The organism is Rickettsia endosymbiont of Thecocarcelia acutangulata (genome assembly GCF_964263195.1).
GTDB classification, from domain to species: Bacteria; Pseudomonadota; Alphaproteobacteria; order Rickettsiales; family Rickettsiaceae; genus Rickettsia; species Rickettsia felis.
The window spans coordinates 408,914-427,982 of record NZ_OZ181652.1 but is presented as its reverse complement, the minus strand read 5'-3'; the positions used below and the strand labels follow the sequence as shown (position 1 = coordinate 427,982).

The window sequence follows — 19,069 nt, the reverse complement described above, 5'->3', positions numbered from 1 at the left end:
GATGGGCTTACTACTCTACCTCCGTGACGACTACTTAAAATATCACATATCTCATACTTATTTAATCCTTTTCTCCTCTCTTCTATTACTTCTTTTTCTATCTTTATATCTATTCTTCTACTGCTCCATTTCGGTCCTCTATGCTGCGGTAATAAATCTTCTTCTTTCCCGCTATCTTTATATCTGTTATATATTTTATTAAATAATTGACGACTTATTCCATGTACTTTAAAAAATTCCTCTACAAACCGGTATCTTGTATGAACTCTTGCCTTTATTTCTTCATACTCTCTTATTAAACTCTTCCATTTCTTTTGATAGTTCCTCTCTAACGTCTTATCTTCACTATAGTACGTTAACTCAAGTTATAATACTATAACTTTTGTCAACAAATTACGTAACCTTTACAATACCGTGGCTTGACCTATAGTACCGGACAGTTTTTGAAAAGACCTCGATGTCATCCCCGCGAAAGTGGGGATTTAGTACTGCCTATCCCCGTTATTGCGAGGAGGCATTTATGCCGACGAAGTAATCTCATGAAATTTAAGAGAGATTGCCACGTCGCTTCGCTCCTCGCAATGACGGTTCAGGTATCCACGCAGCAATGCCTCCTCGCAATGACAAGTATAAATATTTTTTTCTTGCTTCCTGCTTTCGCAGGAATGACATCGAGGGTTCTTTAAAAATTATCCAGTACTATCGTATGCCTGATCTCTATTTATTTAACGGGGTTTCTACCAAAGCATGCTTAAGTACTTGGTCGATATTTGACACAGATATAATTTCTAGGCTTTCTTTTATATTCGGCGGTATATCTTTTAAGTCTTTAACATTCTCCTCAGGAATTAATACGGTTTTAATCCCTCCCCTACTCGCAGCAAGTAACTTCTCTTTAAGACCACCGATAGGTAAAACATTTCCTCTTAAAGTAATTTCACCGGTCATTGCTACAGTGCGGTGTACGGGTATTTTAGTCATTAACGAAACAATAGTAGTAAACAAAGCACAGCCGGCAGACGGTCCATCTTTTGGAATAGCTCCGGCCGGTACATGAATGTGAATATCAAAATCTTTATAATTATCGTATTTTAATCCAAAATTTGTTGCTCTGCTTCTAAAACAACTATAGGCAGCCATTGCCGATTCTTTCATAACATCACCGAGTTTTCCGGTGGTCTTTATTTCACCTTTCCCTGGAAATGCTAAAGCTTCTATAGTTAAAAGCTCTCCTCCTACTTCAGTATAAGCAAGTCCTGTGGTACTACCTATTTGGTCTTCTTTTTCAGCAAGCCCGAAATTATATTTTTTAGCCCCTAAAAATTCTTCAAGATTACTACTATCTATGGCAATATGCTTAACTGTTTTATCTGCTAAAATTTGCTTTAATGCTTTTCTTGTTAACGCTCCTATTTCACGCTCTAAAGCTCTTACACCTGATTCCTTGGTATAATATCTAATTAAATCCAAAATTGCCGCTTCGGATATAGTAATTTCGTCTTTCTTAATTTTATGTACTTTAAATTGTTTTGGAACTAAATAATTTTTGGCGATTTGGAGTTTTTCTTCCTCTACATAACCGGATATATATATTTTTTCCATTCTATCGCTTAAAGCTCTTGGTAAATCATGAGAATTAGCAGTAGCAATAAATATTACGTTTGATAGATCATATTCTACTTCTAGATAATGATCAACAAAGTGACTATTCTGCTCAGGGTCCAATACCTCAAGTAAAGCGGATGCCGGATCACCTCTAAAATCAGAACTCATTTTATCGATTTCATCAAGCAGCATTACTGGATTACTAGTCTTAACTTTCTTAAGTTGACCTAAAATTTTACCGGGCATTGATCCAAGGTAAGTTTTTCTATGCCCTTTGATTTCTGCTTCGTCTCTAACACCGCCAAGAGCAAATTTAGTGTATTTTCTGCCCATTCCTTCGGCAATAGATTTTACAAGTGAAGTTTTACCGACCCCCGGCGGACCTATCAAACATAATATAGGTCCTCTAATTTTACTTGAACGCTGTAATACCGCTAAATATTCTATAATTCGTTCTTTAACTTTTTCGAGTCCAAAATGGTCGCGATTTAAAATTTTCTCCGCTTGGTTAATATCTATTTTGCTATTATCATACTTACCCCAAGGCAAACTTAGCAAAGTTTCAAGATAATTACGCGTCACTCCCGACTCTGCCGACATTTGATTCATACTACGGAGTTTTTTAAGCTCTGATTCTGCTTTCTCTTTAGCTTCTTTAGATAATTTTAAACTTTTAATTTTTTTCTCGATATCGGCAAGTTCCGATTTATCTTCATCAAGCTCCTTTTGAATAGCTTTCATTTGTTCGTGCAGATAATAATCACGCTGCGTTTTTTCGATTTGCTTTCTTACTCTTTGCTGCAATGCCTGCTCGGTTTCTGAATTTACTATATTGGAAGTAAGCGTACTAATAACCGTAGTGATACGCTTAAAAGGACTAGTTTCTTCTAATAAATGCTGCTTTGCCTCAAGTGAAGTTATCAGATGTGAAGCTAATATATTTATAATATTTATAAAATTAGTGCTATTACTTATTTCTTTATTGATAGTTTCAATAATTTCCGCATTAACTTTCTTATCATTAATCGCATATTTACTAAATAATTGTACTGCATTATCCACTAATGAACGCATGTTATTAACGTCAAATATTTCTTCATCCGGAATAATTTCATAATTTGCTTCAAAAGCATCGTTGCCTTTGATATTGCTTAGCTTTACTCTTGCTACTGCTTCTATTAAGATTTTTGCCGTATTATTAGGCAACTTCACTATTTGGATAATCTTGGCAAGTATAGCTGTGTTATAAAGTTCATGTTTACTAGGGTTTTCTTGATCAAATTTTTTCTGTAAAGTTACTAAAATATATTTACTATTATCTTCCTCAGAAACGGTAGTATGAGATAACGCTTGCAGCGATTTTTGTCTACCCACGAAAATAGGAGCAATTACTCCCGGGAATACTACCATATCTCGTAATGCCATAAGCGGCAGGGATTTTTTATTCATCAATTAAAACCTTTTAAAATTTCTAATTATTAACTATATAATATAGTATAAATACGATTTCAAGCCATCTTTATTAATTATATTTATGAATTTATTACTACAATCTTCTCAAAATGTAGCTACTGCACATAATAGAATAAAACAATATCTACATTTAACTCCAATCGTTCACTCTGAAAGCTTAAATGAGATGCTCGGTCATGAGATTTTTTTTAAGGTTGAATCATTACAAAAAACCGGTGCATTCAAAGTTAGAGGAGTATTAAATCATTTATTGGAATTAAAAGAGCAAGAAAAATTACCTGATAAAATAGTCGGTTATAGTACGGGTAACCATGGGATTGGTCTTGCTTATGCAAGTAAATTATTCGGTATTAAAACAAGAATTTATTTACCGTTAAATACTTCAAAAGTAAAACAGCAAGCAGCTCTTTATTACGGCGGTGAAGTTATATATACAGATACTCGACAAGAAGCGGAAGAACAAGCAAAAGAAGATGAAAAGCAAGGATTTTACTATATACATCCTTCCGATAGTGATTTTACAATAGCAGGTGCCGGCACATTATGCTATGAAGCATTACAGCAGCTAGGCTTTAGTCCTGATGCTATTTTTGCCTCTTGCGGCGGCGGCGGTTTAATTTCCGGCTCATATCTTGCAAAGGAATTAATATCACCGACAAGCTTGTTAATAGGTTCAGAACCACTTAAGGCAAATGATGCTTATTTATCGGTTAAAAATAATAAGATATACAGATTTGATGACGCACCGACTACCATAGCAGACGGTCTTAAAACCTTGAGTCTATCAGCTCGTACATTTGAATATCTGAAAAAACTTGATCATTTTTATTTAGCAGAAGAATATGAAATATATTATTGGACAGCGTGGCTTACTCATTTACTTAAAGTTATATGCGAGCCGTCAAGTAGTATAAATATGGTTTCAGTGGTAAATTGGTTAAAAACACAATCCAAACCTCAAAAATTACTAGTACTAATCTCAGGGGGTAATATTGACCCTATTCTTTATAACGAGCTATGGAAAGAGGAGTATTTAACTGTTCCACCAAGCGTTACTCACTAAAGGTAAATATTGTTATCGCAAAAGGCTTTGAGTGTTGTTGCATGGCTCGAAAAACATACTGGGTGTCATACCGTGGCTTGTCCACGGAATCCAGTAAAACAACTAAAAATACTAATATTATTAGTATTTTTAACTGGATTCCGTGAATAAATCACGGGATGACAACACAAAAACCGAGCCATGCAACAACGCCCCGCTTTTGCGAGGATGACATGTAACGCATATTAAAATTTAACCCTTACTTCTTACTGCTTCTTGATTTTTAGTAGAAGTACCAGGAGTAGTTGGAGGTTTTATATTAGAACTTCTTAGTTTTATTGAATCTTCAAATATGGTTTTATCAAATGCTATTGGATTGATTTTTCTGAGTTCCGCTAAATTAAAATTATTAACTTGTTGCTGTTGAACTATAATAGGCTCACCCGTACTAGGAATTAAATTTTTAAATTCAGGATTAGTTGCTACTTTATCTTTATTTCCATTCAAAAATTTTGTTAGACCTTCAGCAATTTCAGGATTTGTTAAAGCGTTTGAAAAGATTTTATTATTAATTTCTTTTACTACATACTCATCACTTTTAATCATATATTCATTGACAAGTTTTTCTAATCTTTGTCCTAAATAATCTTTCCCTGTAAAAATTGATTTAAATTTTTCCCATAAAGAAGTACCTCTATCATTAATATCTTTTAATTCAGTGGCTATTTTAGTACTATTTTCAGTTAGATAAGTAGAATCTAACTTATTAAATTCCCTTATTATTACTTCAGGATTCTTTATACCTGATGAGTTAGTAAGTATAATAGTTTCTTCTAATTGCTTACTAATTTTATTATTTTTTTCTAATCTACTACTAATCTGCTGTACCGTATAAGTGGCTGCCTTTTGTAATTCCTTAAATTCTGCTTGAGATAATTGATTTACTCTTGGGATAAACTGCTTACTATCTTCATTAAATTTCTGATTTTTATCTCCTTGAATAATAAATTTTTCATATTTTTCAAGTTTTTCCGGAGTGTTTTTAGGATCTTGTTTTAAGATTTCTATAGCTTTATCTTTTACAGCCTGTGCATATTGCTCTTTAGGTATAGAATTTCCACTTACGGCTATTAATGCTTCTTTAGTTGCTCTTATAGGACCAGCAAAAATTTCTTCTTCATCTTCTATACCCATAAATGATAATTCATCAAAAGGTCCTCCTTTATTTAGAGGAAGTACAAAACCCTTAAGTGCTGCTTCAGCCCTTGCGACATCAAACTTTAACTTATCTGCTGCACTAGGTATTAGTTTTGTATCTTGTCCTAAATTGATATGCAAATTATCTACTAATTTTTGTATATCTTTATTTTCTACGACTTCACTAATAATTTTACTGGCAAGTACTTCAAGCGTACTAGTGATATATTCTTCAGATTGTAAATATTGTTGAATAGGGTCTAGAGTAACAATATTTTTATTCAAAGTATCTAATCTACTATCTACGTTTTTTATATCAACTATTTTACCTTTTACTGCAGCCGATATCTCAGTTACTTCATCGTTTTTTTTAATTTTTTCAACAGTATCATTTATATTAGTTATAATCTCTGCCATATAATACTCATTATTAAGTTATTTTATATAATGTAACAGTTATCAAACTTCTTAAAAATTCGCAACTATATTATCATATAAATCATTATTTACTATGCCCTGACTGTTGCCCACTCTCTTTACTTTTATTAAGCTTATCAACATGAGATATAGAGGTTGATATAGAAGACTTATAGCTTTGGGGTATTGTTTTATTTTGCTCTTTACCTTGCTCTTTTTTTGCTGTTACGATATTGATTTCTTTATTTGGTGCTTGTTTTTCTTGTTGTAGTTCTTCCGATAAATTTTTCATATCTATATATGAACTATTACTTTTTTCAAAGTTAGCGACTGCTTTATCTATATTTTTTTGAGCATAATCCGTACCGGTAAAAACTGCTACTATTCTTTGCCATAGCTTAGGTTTGGCTACTCTTTGTAATTCTAATGCTATACTTTCTCCCTATCCGTGTTCAGTTAAATATCCAGGATTTAGCTCTGATAATATTTTTTTAGTACCGTTAACAAGTGCAGGATTATTGCTCTCAAGTAATGGGGCAAAATTCTTGATAATTTCTCTACCTTGCTCTGTCATTTTTTCAGGCGGTAGTTTACTTATTGCCGGTAGTAATGAATCTATTATTTCACTTTTATTTACCCCTGCTCCTTGAATTATATCTATTCCTTGTTTTATGTTTTTATTTGTTTCAATATTTTTTTCAAGAAACTTGCATAATTTATCTATTGTACTTTTAAAAGCATTTTGAACCTCAACTCGTTCTGAAGTTAATGGAGTTTGTTGTAAATCTATATTCTTATTAGCTTTCTTAATTAATTTTTCAGCCTCTGATATTGTTTCTTCAGAAATTTCAACTGTTTCTTTTGTTACTTCATCATAAAAAGGTTTATCTAATTTTTCTTTAACTCTTTTTAAGAGTTCTTCTCCATATTTTTTACGAGGTATTTGTTCATCACCTACACTCATTTCTATTAAAGCACTTTCAACAGCGTTTTTATAAGCTTTTGCTTGTACTTTATCAGGTATATGATCTGCTACTCCATCAAATGATATTGGAAAGCCTTTAATTATAGCTTCATTTTTAGCTATTAATTTTTCATATATATCTTTTTCTTTAGGCAATAAATTTATAGTATATTTTTTATTTTCTTTCAATAAATCAGCTAATTTTTGTATTTCAGTATCATTAAGATATTGATTTGCTACTTCTCAGGAGAATACAAAGTTATAGCTGCTCATACAGCTTGTAAATGCAGGTCTTGCCTTTTGATTAGAGAAGGCTCTTTTAAAGCCAGTGTTACTTTTTCCTCTAGTTTTCTTATTATCCCTGCTGCACTATCAACTTGATATTCAAAAGCAGTTTTAAGTTTCTCTTGTGGTCTATCAGGTATTAGCTCCTTGGCCATATCTTTTCCTCTATTAATTATTATTAATTAAATTAGATAATAATTAGTTAAAGAATGCAAACCAATTTAAAATTTATGAATGAAAATTAATTAAAACTTATAAAAAGAATTGTATTTTTTCATAGAAGAGGTCCTAATCGTAATTTCATCAGGGATTTCGGTTATGAACCTTGAGGGGTAAGAACGGACTATTTCATAAAATATTTTTCTGCTTTCGGCGTGGGTAATGTAGAGGTCTTTTTTGGCTCTCGTAATGCCGACATAAGCAATGCGGCGTTCTTCTTCTAAGCCTTTTTCGCCTTCTTCGTCTAGAGACCTTTGAGACGGAAATACCCCCTCTTCCCAGCCCGGTAAAAACACCACGTCAAACTCAAGCCCTTTAGCTGCGTGCAGGGTCATTATAGTAACAGAACCACCGTAATTAGTTTCAAGCACTTCGTTTTCCATAACTAAGCTTGAATGTTCGATAAAATCATGAATATCGTTAAATTCGGCAATAGCTCTAAGCATTTCGTTAATATTTTCGATTCTACCGAATGCTTCTTCAGTCTTTTCTTCTTGAAGCATTTCAAGATAACCGGAATCATCAAGTATTGCTTTAACCACGTTTATTGGAGCATCTATACTAAATCTTTCGTACCAATTATCAATTTTAGTAACCAAATCTTTTAGAGTTTCATATGGTTTTGCTTTAATCTCGCCCATTTCCAACATTTCTTTAATGGCTGCAAAATTAGAAATATTTCGCTCAAGTGCATAGACTCTAATTTTATTTAAGCTAGCTGCACCTATTGCCCTTTTCGGCACATTTATAATACGCTCAAGTGCTAGATTGTCATTTTGATTTAAAGATATACGGATATAAGCAAGCACGTCTCTTATTTCCATACGTTCATAGAACCGCAAACCTCCTATAATTTTATAAGGCATAGCACTATTTATAAACGCTTCCTCAAAACTTCTTGTTTGAAATCCGGCTCGTACTAATATTGCAATATTGCCGGCATTATATCGGTCTTCTCTCACTAATTTATCTATTTCGCCGGCTATATATCTTGCTTCTTCTTTATCACTCCAACAAGAGATAATTTTTATCTTTTCACCGCTTTCCCTATCCGTCCATAACGTTTTACCGTGACGGTTTTTATTATTATTAATAACATTGGAAGCAGCAGCAAGTATAGGCAAAGTTGATCTATAATTCTGCTCTAATTTAATAATCGTTGCACCTGCAAAATCTTTTTCAAAGCGTAATATATTACCGACTTCCGCTCCTCGCCAACCATAGATAGATTGATCATCATCCCCTACACAGCAAATATTTTTATATAAACTTGCGAGCATTCTTGCCCATAAATACTGGACAACGTTAGTGTCTTGATATTCATCGATTAAAATATATCGATATTTTTCCTGGTAATATCTTAGTATTTCAGGATTTTTAATAAAAAGCTCATTATTATAAAGTAGCAAATCTCCAAAATCTAAAACATTAGAAATAAGTAAATTTTTCTGATATTCTTCGTATACAAGTTTTGCCACCCTCTGCAACGGTAAATTAGTATCTGATGCTGATAGTTTAATTGGTAATAATCCTTGATCTTTCCATCTCGAAATTATGATATGTATTAATTTAGGAGCATATTTTTTGGTATCAATATCTTTTAGTTTTACTATATCTTTAACTAGTTTTAATTGATCATCATGACTAATAATAGTAAATCTATTATTTAAACCAAGATTTAAATGCTCAATTTGGTCACGTAATATCCTAGCTGCCATTGAGTGGAAAGTGCCTATATTAAGACCGTAGCAATTAATTAGACTGTTAACTCTTTCAGCCATTTCTTTAGCAGCTTTATTAGTAAAAGTAACGGCTAGAATATTTTGAGGTGACGCTAAATTTTGGTGAACAATATTAGCTATTCGTGAGGTAAGTACTTTGGTTTTACCTGTCCCTGCACCTGCAAGCAATAAAAGCGGTCCTTCAGTATGAAGAACTGCTTTTTGCTGTTGTGGATTTAATGTATGTATGAAATCTTGATTTTGCATTGTATCTGTCATACCGTGGCTTGACCACGGTATCCACAAAATAATTAATATTAGCTACTTTAGGTTTTTTACTAGATACCGTGGTCAAGCCACGGTATGACACTATTCTAAAGCATTATCTAATTCTTTTCAGATTTTTAATAATATAAGAAATAGTAATTATCGGACTACAAATAATTATTTTAAATAACCTAAAATAAGAGCTTAAATTTCTATCTTCAATAAACCAATTATATAAATCATTTATAGGTTTAATCTCAGCAGGAATAATATATTTATCTTTGAATAATTCTTTTAAAGCTCTTTTGGCCTGTTTTGCTTCTATTTTACGCTCTATTGTTAAGCTTTGATCATGTGCTCGGTAGAAATATAAAGATTCCGGTATATGAGCAAATTTTGTAACAAGTCCAAAACGAAGCCAATATTCATAATCATCCACCAACTGCATATTTTCATTATATCCCCCTATTTGTCTTGCTAAATCGGCTCTATATAAGAAACATGCACCGACACAATCTCTAATCGGTAAAAACTCAGGCGGTTCTTGATAAAGTCTTGCACCTATACTACCTTGCTCATCGATTAAAGTATAATCAGTATATACAAGCCCTATCTCAGGTGAATTATCAAGTGTCTTAACCATTTTTTCTAAAGCATTTTCATGGAAAAGATTATCATCTGAAGTCCAAGTAAAATACTCCCCCTTGGCCTCTTTAAAAGCAACATTCAAACTTGCCGGTAATTTTTTATTGGTCTCGTTTACTATTACCTTAATACGTGAATCCTGCTCTGCATATTTCCTAGCTACTATAACGCTACTATCTTTTGAGCAATCATCAATAATAATAAGCTCAAAGTCTTTAAAGCTTTGATTAAGGCAGCTCTCAATAGCAAAAGGTAATAGCTTCTCCCTATTATAAACCGGTAAAACTATTGAGATTTTTAGAGTGTTAGTACACATCCACCCCTAGAATATCAAGTTTTTCTATATATTGAATTACGGTTTCTTGTAATTCGTCGGAATAATAATTATGCTCAAAGTTTAATAATGTATTACATAAAGCATTATTAAGCTCTTGAGGTATTATAATTTCAATCTTATTAAATTGTTCAATTAGTCGTACTATAGGATCAAAATATTCAATTGAAAGCGGTATCTCTTTATCTAACAATTCAGCAAGGTTATTAGATGTTATGTGTAAGTGGTGATTTACTTTTTCTTTACCTATTATTAAGCAAAGCGGTTCATAATTATCAAGTATAAGGCTAATTTTTTCAATTTTTCTTTCAATATCATTTATAGGAACAGGCATAATTTTTATTTCATTGTCATACCGTGGTCAAGCTAGCGTTATTGCATGGACCAGTAAAACCAACTGTGTCACCCCGTGGCTTGCTAACTAGGTCCATAAAAACAATAAAAAATACTAATAATTTTAGTATTTTTAACTGGATACCGTGGTCAAGCCACGGGATGACAGAGGTGACGCAACAATACCTCGCAGGAATGACATAAAAGAAACCATGCGGGCATTCTTAATTCTGTAAATTTATATATTTCGTATTTAGATATTCAAATATCCCTTCAAATGAGCCTTCAACTCCAAAGCCTGAAGCTTTACGCCCTGCAAAAGGTGCTTTTGCATTTCCGGGCAATGGGTTATTAATTAAAACCATACCGAAATCAAGCCTAGTTGCTATCATTTGTGCCACAGATATATTATTTGAATATACATATCCTTGCAAGCCGTATTCGGTATTATTTGCACGTTCTATTACTTCATCCAAATCTTTAAATTTATAGCACGCAACCACCGGACCGAATATTTCTGTTCTAAAGATATCCATATTATCCAAACAGTCAATAATAATAGTAGGCTCAATAAAATTATCAACAGCTTTACCGCCGCAAATTAATTTAGCTCCTTTATTTTGTGCATCAGCGAGTAGCTTTTGTATTTTTTCTATGGCAGCAGAGTTAATTAACGGACCTATAGCTGATGCTTTATCAAATCCGTCACCGGCTTTAAGCTTAGTAAATTTAGCCTTTAGAATTTCTATAAATTTTTCATATATAGATTCTTCTATAAATATCCTATTGGGTGAAGTACAAGACTGCCCGCTATTTCTAGTTTTAGCGATTACTAAATCACTTGCTACTTTCTCTAAATTATTATCTGCCGTTATAATGAAAGGAGCATTGCCGCCAAGTTCCAAAGATAAGCGTTTTAGAGTATTTGCGGCATTTTGATATAGAATTTTACCGACATTTGTAGAACCGGTAAATGATAATTTCCTAAGCCTAAAATCTTCGCAAAAAGCCTTACCTATAATATCTGAACTACCTGTAATCACGTTAAATACTCCGGCTGGCAAACCGGCATCGCTTGCAAATTTCGCAAGTATTAAAGCTGATAGAGGCGTAAGGCTTGACGGTTTTAATATAACGCTGCAGCCTGCAGCTATTGCAGGCACTACCTTACGAGTAATCATTGCATTTGGAAAATTCCAAGGAGTTATAGCCGCAGACGGTCCAACCGACTCATATTGCGTAACAATTTTATGAGCTTTACTACTGCCCGGTTTAATGGTCCCGTGAATATTATGTATAACATATGTATACCAATCAATAAAAGATGCTCCGTATAGAATTTCTTTTTTGGATTCAGAGAGTACCTTACCCTGCTCTAGAGTTAATATATGACTTAGCTCATCAATATTTTCGATTACTAAATTATACCATTTTCTAAGAATCGCTATTCTTTCTTCAAACGAACTTTGTGACCATGAAGAAAAAGTTTGCACCGTATTATTAATCGCTGAATTAATCTCAGATAATCCTAAATTCGGAACTGTAGCAATTTCTTTTAAGGTTGAAGGATTAATAACGGATATTTGCTTCCCGAACTCTATAAATTCACCGTTTATATAATTCTTTCCCGTAATATTTTTAAGTAAGCTCATAAATTTCCTATTGATATTATTGTGCGGATACTAAAATTGTCATTGCAAGCGAACATTGGTATTACCCGCATGGCTCGGCTTCGCCCTTGTCATCCCACGATTTGATCGCGGGATCCAGCTTAAAATACTAAAATTAGCAGTACTCTAAGTTATATTTTTGGATCCCGCTACAAGCTCGCGGAATGATACCCAGCAGGTTTTTTGAGCCATACAACAACCCCTTTAGTCGCTCGTAATGACAGAAAAACTGTTACAAATTTATCTTAAAATTATCCGCTAATACTAGCAAGAGAAATATAATAATTAAGCTACTTCATCGTAACAACTTCTTACTACACCGGCAATATTTGTATCAAACTCCTCTACTCCAATCGTAAATTGTTGACCGTCTTTAGAGAATATAATTTCTTTATCGGTATCTACTTTATCTCCAATAAAAACATCACCTTCTTGTACTCGTGTTATCAAATTTAATTGTTCTCCTAATATTTTCCAAATAACCACCTTTTGCTCAATATTGTCAATATATTGTTCAAGCTGTTTCATACCACTCGGATCTCTTAAACTAATATGAGTAAATCCTCCACGCATTGCAATTTCTTCAAAAAATTCTTTATTGTAGTTCTCACCAAATCCTACCGCATACATATTAAACTGAGGGTTTTGTATTACCGAAGTTGCAGAATCTATAACCTCTTGTTATGTTGTATTACAGTCAGTTCCTTCGTTCTTTCCATCAGTAAATACTATAATAGTAGAATGTATATCTATTTTTTCTTTCAATAATTCTAAAGCATCTTTGACGGTACCTTATAATCTTGTATATCCATCAGCATTTAAATTTTCTACATATTTCTTAATATCTTCAAGAGAGTTTTCCTTATCAGAAAAAGATTCCATGCTAGATTGATCATTAAATGAAACTATATTAATTTTCCAATTAGGGATCTCAACTAATTTAGCTAGTATCTTTTGTATATTACTTTTATAATCACTAAAAGTATATTTCATACTACCGCTAATATCTATTAATAAAGTAATTTCATGATTATTATTAGTATTTAGATATTCTGGGTCTTTAGAAGAAAACATAATAGGAAATTTACCGTCTTCCTGCCAGACAAAACCGTTAAATATCGGAAATAAATATTTTAATAAATACTGCTTATCAAGGATAAATCCGCCTTCTAAATTAGAAGCGATAATAGGTGGTTTACCGTCAACTTTATAAGCTTGAACGGCTTGCATTGCTGCACCGTTATTTAGAGTAAAGGTTAAGCTATTATTTTCTTTATGAGAAATAATTTGGGATATTAATTTAGAAAACTCAGTAGGTGGATAGGTATAATCTGTAGCCGGTGTTGCTTCACCTGTTAAAATTTTTGATAATTTATTTTCATCACTTATAACGGCTTGTAGTGTCTCGAGTTTGGATTCATCCATTTTATGTTTTATTGGATTTCCACAAGAGAGTTGAATCTCGGCAGTTAATAATTCTTTATTAAATTCAGCTTCTAATCTTATTGTTTCTAAAATTTTAGACAAACCCATACTCTGTTATAAGATCACCGTCTACTAGCTTATAAAATAACTCTCCTATTTCTACATCTGAAGTATCCGCATTATATAGTTCAGATTCTATTGTATTCTCCTTATTATCCTTAAATAAAGCATGTATCACATTCTTCTTTAATTCATCCGGGGATGCTAATAATGTACGAAAATGTTCTAAGTCATTAGAAGTTGTTTTAAAAATAACTTTATTATCAGTTACCTTTGTAACTCCTATTTCTGCTCCTATAGCTTTTAAAAAAATTTCCCATTTTTTCTCTGAAGTTAAGTGCTGTGTAGGCATAATTCCTCTCTATTTTATAAAATTAGAAAGAAAGATTATATTGCTATAATTTTTAATACAAGAATTTATTAAAAAAAATTAATGAATTTTTATATGATTATGTCTTTTTTTAGGAATTTTATTATTTATTCAAAAATTTCTCTGCTTCGAGTGCAGCCATGCAGCCTGTTCCTGCAGCAGTTACTGCTTGTCTATAAATTTTATCCTGAACGTCACCGGCAGCAAAAACCCCTTCTACGCTAGTTTTAGTTGTACCTGACTTCGTGATTATATAATTATCGTCATCCATTGCAATTTGTCCGGTAAATAGCCCCGTATTCGGTGCATGCCCGATAGCTATAAATACACCGCTACAATTCACTAAACTAACCTCTTTGGTGTGGACATTTTTAATTTTAACTCCGGTAACGGATTTTGGTTTATCGCTACCTACAATCTCATCTACTACATGATCCCAAATTACCGATATTTTAGGGTTTTTAAATAATCGATCCTGTAATATTTTCTCAGCTCTAAAACTATCTCTTCTATGTATTATAGTAACTTTGCTAGCATGATTGGTTAAGTATAAAGCTTCTTCTACTGCACTATTTCCTCCCCCTACTACAACTATTTCTTGATTCTTAAAAAAGAAACCATCGCAAGTAGCACATGCCGAAACACCAAAACCACGAAATTCCTGCTCTGAAGCTATACCAAGCCATTTTGCTTCCGCACCGGTACAGATGATTATACTTTCTGCTTCATACTCATTCCCAGCTCCGGTAAATACTTTAAAAGGTCTTTTTGATAAATCCACTTTTTCCACGTAATCACTAATAATTTCTGTACCGACATTTTTAGCTTGCATAGACATTTGTTCCATAAGCCAAGGTCCTTGCACCGTTTCCGCAAATCCGGGATAATTCTCAACATCGGTGGTAATTGTAAGCTGCCCGCCTGGCTGCATACCATTAATTAATATTGGTTTTAGAGCGGCTCTAGCCGTATAAATAGCGGCACTTAGACCCGCAGGACCTGAACCTATTATTAGTACTTTAGTAGTAATTTTCATGATTATTATTTGTTAATTAATTTAAATGATTCCTGTGTCATTCCTGCGAAAGCAGGAATCCAAATTTTTTGCTGTCATCCCGTGGTCAAGCCCGGCTTGTTGCATGGCTCGATTTTCCTCCTGTCATCCCGTGATTTATTCACGGGATCCAGTTAAAAATATCAATATTATTGATATTTTTAGTTGTTTTTCTGGATACCATGGTCAAGCCATGGGATGACAGAGGTGAAATTAATCCACGCAAAAATGACATCAAGACTTCTTCTCTAACCAAGATTTGATATAGTTAATTTCTTCAGGATTCATTAGGGAAGGAGCATGACCAGCATATTTTATTTCATAAAGATCAAAAGTTTTTGTTTCTTTCATCTTCTTAACAGTAGATTTTGTTAAAATTTGAGATTTCATCCCATGAATTACTAATATTTTACATTTTATTTTATTCCATACGGACCATAGTTTAACATCTTCTTGGTTACTAGCATTTTTCATTCCTTTTGTTATAGCAGGATCATAATTCATTTTATATTTTCCGCCAAATGTAAAAATTACGCTATATTTTGTTAAATAATCCCAATCTTCTTCATCTTTAATACCTATTTGGGCATAAATAAGTTTTAAATGTTCTTTTGCACTAGCCAAATCATCTAAGAGTACCGTTTTTTTAGCATAACCTCCAATTTTAATTAAAGGAGCAGCATCAATAAATGCCCCTATATCATTTAATATTAAGGCTTTAAAAATATTTTTATATTTACTGGCAAGTATCATACCTATAATACCGCCCATTGAAGTACCGAGCCAAATAGGTTTTTCAATATTTAGTCTTTTAAAAAAGAATAACGTATCTTTAATATAGGTAGTATAATTATAATGATTAGCTTTTTTAAAATTTTCGCTATCACTGCGACCAGGATAATTTATTGAAATTACTCTATAATTTTTACTTAACTCTTTAGCTATTTTATCAAAATCATGAGCATTTCTAGTTAAGCCGTGAGCACATACTATTATATTTTTATTTTTAGGATCACCGAATTCCACATAAGAAATTTTATGTTTTGGTATATATTGAAGAGGTAATAAATTAATATAGGGACCAATTTTTATTGAATTAGTTTTCATATGAACCTATTAATACCAATTTAGAATAAATTTAAAAAAAATCATTGTAATCATGTTATTAATTTAAGTCACTTAAAAATATACTGACCATTGTCGGCATATATATAACTACAAAAAGCAAAGATAAAAACACGGTAGCTGCAACTTTCTCAGGATAAAATTTCTGTAAATTCGCTATAACTATAGTATTTGCTGCGAGTGGTGCCGTAGAAAGTAGTTTTAGAGCATTATAGTAATCATTGTTATACCATTTTGTTACAAAATGATCAAACATGATAAATAACGCTACTCCCAAAGGATAGAATAAAAATTTAGCAGCAAACGTCGCTAGAGTAAATTTTATATCGACTTCAAATTTTTGTAGAGATGAAAGAGCAAGACCCACCATCACCATACCAAGTATCGAAAAAGAGCCTTTCATATTATATATAAAATCATCTAAAAAATCCGGTAAAGTAAAACCGCAAAAACTAAATAAACATCCCAAGAAAAAAGCATTTAAAATCGGTAATTTTACTACTTTTAATATACTATCGGTGGTATTTGCAAAACTTCGCATACAAATATAAAAGCCGACGGAACATTCATAAATATTAACTCCTATAACAGCCATCATGTAAATACTTAATGTATAATCATCGAAAAGTGCTGCAGCTATAGGCAACATAAAATATCCGCCATTTGCCGTACCTGCAGACAAAGCTATAATATTACGTGTATGATCTTGCCAAAATTTACCAAAAAAATAATAAGAAAAAAGCGATAAGAGTGTTGCAATTACAAATGTTACGACCGTAACGCTTAATGCCGAAAGTGTTAAGGTTGTACTAGCAGGTATCGTAAAAAATACTATAGGTGATATAAAATAGAATAGTAACGAAGAGATACTATCTCTTTCAACATTTGAATATTTACCTGCTAAGAATCCTATTACTACACTTAATAATACCGAAACGGTTTTAAAAAAAACTATACTAAAGATTATCATGTAATGAGCTAAAGATATAATTACTTATAATATATGAGGTTTTATTTTTTTTCACTAAATTTTGTAAAGATTTTTATTTTATTAACTTTTTATTGAAATAATATAAATATTATGGTATTTAAGATTTGTTGTTTAATATTATATATTTATGCAAAATCTATTACCCTTATTAATTATATTTTTTTGTTTAAATACCTATTCTAATCCTATGCCGCTTGGTCTTGAATTAAATAAAACTACCAATATAGATTTAACAAAAAAATACAAAATCATCAATAAAGAACCTAATTATTGGCAAGGATATAATTATTATATAGAACCAAATGAAAAAGCTATATCTAAAGCTTTAGTAATATGTAATGATTTTAATGTAATAGAAGCCGTTATCTTAACTATAGATAAAAATAAGTTTGAAGAGTTTTATAACATTTTAAAAGATAAATATAGTTTAGAAGAAGAAAATGATAAGGTGGTTACTTTCAAGAATGGTGAATGTTTAATCATACTTGAATCTTCGGAATTAAATACCAAAATGGAACTTGTATATATAACAAACGGTTTTTATAAAGAATTTTTAAATAAACTAGATAAAGAAGAAAAATTAGAGCAGGAACAGATGAAGAGAATGTTGTAGCTACAGTCGTCGTCATTGCGAGAAGAATTACGTAGTAATTCGACGAAGCAATCTCGTGCTATAGTTCTAAGATTGCCGCGCTCCCTACGGTCGCTCGCAATGACGAAAAAACCAATCCACACAAACACCTATTCAGGAATGACATAGTTAGCCACTTCGGAAATTATAGGCATTCGTAAATTATATTTTTTTATCAAATCTAAAACTAATTTTAATGCTTCTCTTCCCTCTACTAGCTGTTTATATTCCTGTAAAAATTTCTTTTTATCGCTACTAATTCCAAGCTCATAACCGAATTTTGTATTGCGTGAGCCTAACGAATAACAAGTGAGTACTAAATCACCTACTACTCCCGCCTCTAATAGTATACTCGTTGAACTTGAAAAATTGGCTACGTCGTCTTTGTAAGACCTCGGATGCTCACATACTTCTGTACGCTCCGCTCCTCGGCGTGCAAACTCCTTGCTCTTTTCCAAGTTGAACTTCGTATCCCAATCCTTCATTTCATAGGAGTATATGTCTGAAAGTTCTTGCATACCACCTAAAGCTTTCGATAAAATAGCAATTTCTTTTAAGGCAGCTACTATAAGCGTTGCTCTTGCATTCTCGCCCTGCTCTCTTGCTAAATCAATGCCGCTTTTAATAGCAAAGATATTTTTCAACGCTCCTGCTACCTGTAATGTCACAATATCGCTTGTCACATTAGTAGTAAAATTTTTTGAACCTAGATTATAAGCTATCTTATTTGCTATATCTAAACTTGCAATACTTGCCGAAGCAGGTAAATTCTTAGCGAGTTCTTTTGCTAGATTCGGACCTACAAAAAACGCTGTAGAGCTATGCGGTAATAGAGTTTTTAACCTATCAGAAAATAGTTCATTAGGATTACGGGCAAAGCCTTTTGTTGCGATTAGAAGAGTATTGCCTTTAGAAATGCCGTGAGTTTTTAATAATTTTATTGAGTCATCAAAAGCATAAGACGGCACTGCAATAATAATTAGTTCAAAATCCTTAATTACACTTAAGTTTGTAGTAGCCTGTAAATGAGCAGGTAATTTAATATCCCCTAAATATTTTATATTAGTTTTGTTATGTAAAATTTCTTTTGCTATTTCCTCGTCACGTAAAAATAAAGTAACGTTATTAAAGTTTTGTGCTGCTAAAGAAGCAAGACTAGTACCAAAACTCCCTCCTCCATAAATCGCAATATTTTTAAATTTATTCATTCAATGCTCCAAGTAAATGAAGAGTATGTAGAC

General features: G+C 32.4%; 18 protein-coding genes. 2 read left to right on the top strand and 16 right to left on the bottom strand.

The features are described 5' to 3' along the window. Window positions 1-717: 717 nt before the first annotated feature. Window positions 718-3,054, bottom strand: coding sequence for an endopeptidase La (gene lon / locus ACE38Q_RS02300; RefSeq protein WP_500189953.1), 2,337 nt, complete (start codon window positions 3,052-3,054; stop codon window positions 718-720). 85 nt (window positions 3,055-3,139) lie between these two features. Between lon and ACE38Q_RS02295 the strand changes: the two genes are divergently transcribed. Beyond that, a complete protein-coding gene (locus tag ACE38Q_RS02295; RefSeq protein WP_500189952.1) occupies window positions 3,140-4,141 on the top strand; it encodes a serine/threonine dehydratase in 1,002 nt (333 codons plus the stop codon). A gap of 231 nt (window positions 4,142-4,372) precedes the next feature. On the opposite strand, the gene ACE38Q_RS02290 is transcribed toward ACE38Q_RS02295, so the two are convergent. From ACE38Q_RS02290 to ACE38Q_RS02225, 14 genes are all read right to left on the bottom strand, one after another. Next, complete coding sequence (locus ACE38Q_RS02290) at window positions 4,373-5,734, bottom strand: hypothetical protein (RefSeq protein WP_500189951.1); 1,362 nt, start codon at window positions 5,732-5,734, stop codon at window positions 4,373-4,375. Between the two features lie 85 nt (window positions 5,735-5,819). Continuing rightward, window positions 5,820-6,026 (bottom strand): hypothetical protein, encoded by a 207-nt coding sequence (locus tag ACE38Q_RS02285; RefSeq protein WP_500189950.1) that lies wholly within the window; start codon window positions 6,024-6,026, stop codon window positions 5,820-5,822. Between the two features lie 150 nt (window positions 6,027-6,176). Then, complete coding sequence (locus tag ACE38Q_RS02280) at window positions 6,177-6,887, bottom strand: hypothetical protein (protein ID WP_500189949.1); 711 nt, start codon at window positions 6,885-6,887, stop codon at window positions 6,177-6,179. An 80-nt stretch (window positions 6,888-6,967) separates the two neighbouring features. Then, window positions 6,968-7,138 carry a hypothetical protein gene (locus tag ACE38Q_RS02275; RefSeq protein ID WP_500189948.1) on the bottom strand — a complete coding sequence of 57 codons (171 nt, stop codon included), beginning with the start codon at window positions 7,136-7,138 and terminating at the stop codon, window positions 6,968-6,970. Between the two features lie 90 nt (window positions 7,139-7,228). Continuing rightward, window positions 7,229-9,202 carry a DNA helicase PcrA gene (gene pcrA, locus ACE38Q_RS02270; RefSeq protein WP_500189947.1) on the bottom strand — a complete coding sequence of 658 codons (1,974 nt, stop codon included), beginning with the start codon at window positions 9,200-9,202 and terminating at the stop codon, window positions 7,229-7,231. A gap of 103 nt (window positions 9,203-9,305) precedes the next feature. After that, window positions 9,306-10,151: a glycosyltransferase gene (locus tag ACE38Q_RS02265; protein WP_500189946.1), complete on the bottom strand. Its 846-nt coding sequence runs from the start codon at window positions 10,149-10,151 to the stop codon at window positions 9,306-9,308. Beyond that, window positions 10,141-10,503 carry a hypothetical protein gene (locus ACE38Q_RS02260; protein WP_500189945.1) on the bottom strand — a complete coding sequence of 121 codons (363 nt, stop codon included), beginning with the start codon at window positions 10,501-10,503 and terminating at the stop codon, window positions 10,141-10,143. The genes ACE38Q_RS02265 and ACE38Q_RS02260 overlap by 11 nt, the downstream gene beginning before the upstream one ends. Before the next feature lie 223 nt (window positions 10,504-10,726). Continuing rightward, window positions 10,727-12,154: an NAD-dependent succinate-semialdehyde dehydrogenase gene (locus ACE38Q_RS02255; protein ID WP_500189944.1), complete on the bottom strand. Its 1,428-nt coding sequence runs from the start codon at window positions 12,152-12,154 to the stop codon at window positions 10,727-10,729. 303 nt (window positions 12,155-12,457) lie between these two features. Then, window positions 12,458-12,802 (bottom strand): hypothetical protein, encoded by a 345-nt coding sequence (locus tag ACE38Q_RS02250; protein WP_500189943.1) that lies wholly within the window; start codon window positions 12,800-12,802, stop codon window positions 12,458-12,460. A 162-nt stretch (window positions 12,803-12,964) separates the two neighbouring features. Then, window positions 12,965-13,699, bottom strand: coding sequence for a VWA domain-containing protein (locus ACE38Q_RS02245; protein ID WP_500189942.1), 735 nt, complete (start codon window positions 13,697-13,699; stop codon window positions 12,965-12,967). Then, window positions 13,692-14,009 (bottom strand): hypothetical protein, encoded by a 318-nt coding sequence (locus tag ACE38Q_RS02240; protein WP_500189941.1) that lies wholly within the window; start codon window positions 14,007-14,009, stop codon window positions 13,692-13,694. Before ACE38Q_RS02240 ends, ACE38Q_RS02245 begins: the two co-directional genes overlap by 8 nt. 121 nt (window positions 14,010-14,130) lie before the next feature. Beyond that, entirely contained in the window at window positions 14,131-15,063 is a 933-nt protein-coding gene (gene trxB, locus ACE38Q_RS02235) for a thioredoxin-disulfide reductase (RefSeq protein ID WP_500189940.1), read from the bottom strand. 252 nt (window positions 15,064-15,315) lie between these two features. Beyond that, complete coding sequence (locus tag ACE38Q_RS02230) at window positions 15,316-16,188, bottom strand: alpha/beta fold hydrolase (RefSeq protein ID WP_500189939.1); 873 nt, start codon at window positions 16,186-16,188, stop codon at window positions 15,316-15,318. Window positions 16,189-16,246: 58 nt separating this feature from the next. Beyond that, the gene (locus ACE38Q_RS02225) at window positions 16,247-17,176 is read right to left on the bottom strand and encodes an AEC family transporter (RefSeq protein ID WP_500189938.1); all 930 of its coding nucleotides are present in this window, start codon (window positions 17,174-17,176) and stop codon (window positions 16,247-16,249) included. 148 nt (window positions 17,177-17,324) lie between these two features. Between ACE38Q_RS02225 and ACE38Q_RS02220 the strand changes: the two genes are divergently transcribed. Continuing rightward, entirely contained in the window at window positions 17,325-17,810 is a 486-nt protein-coding gene (locus tag ACE38Q_RS02220; protein WP_500189937.1) for a hypothetical protein, read from the top strand. Between the two features lie 128 nt (window positions 17,811-17,938). Here the strand turns inward: ACE38Q_RS02220 and ACE38Q_RS02215 are convergent, their stop codons facing one another. Continuing rightward, window positions 17,939-19,036 (bottom strand): NAD(P)H-dependent glycerol-3-phosphate dehydrogenase, encoded by a 1,098-nt coding sequence (locus ACE38Q_RS02215; protein WP_500189936.1) that lies wholly within the window; start codon window positions 19,034-19,036, stop codon window positions 17,939-17,941. Window positions 19,037-19,069: the final 33 nt, after the last annotated feature.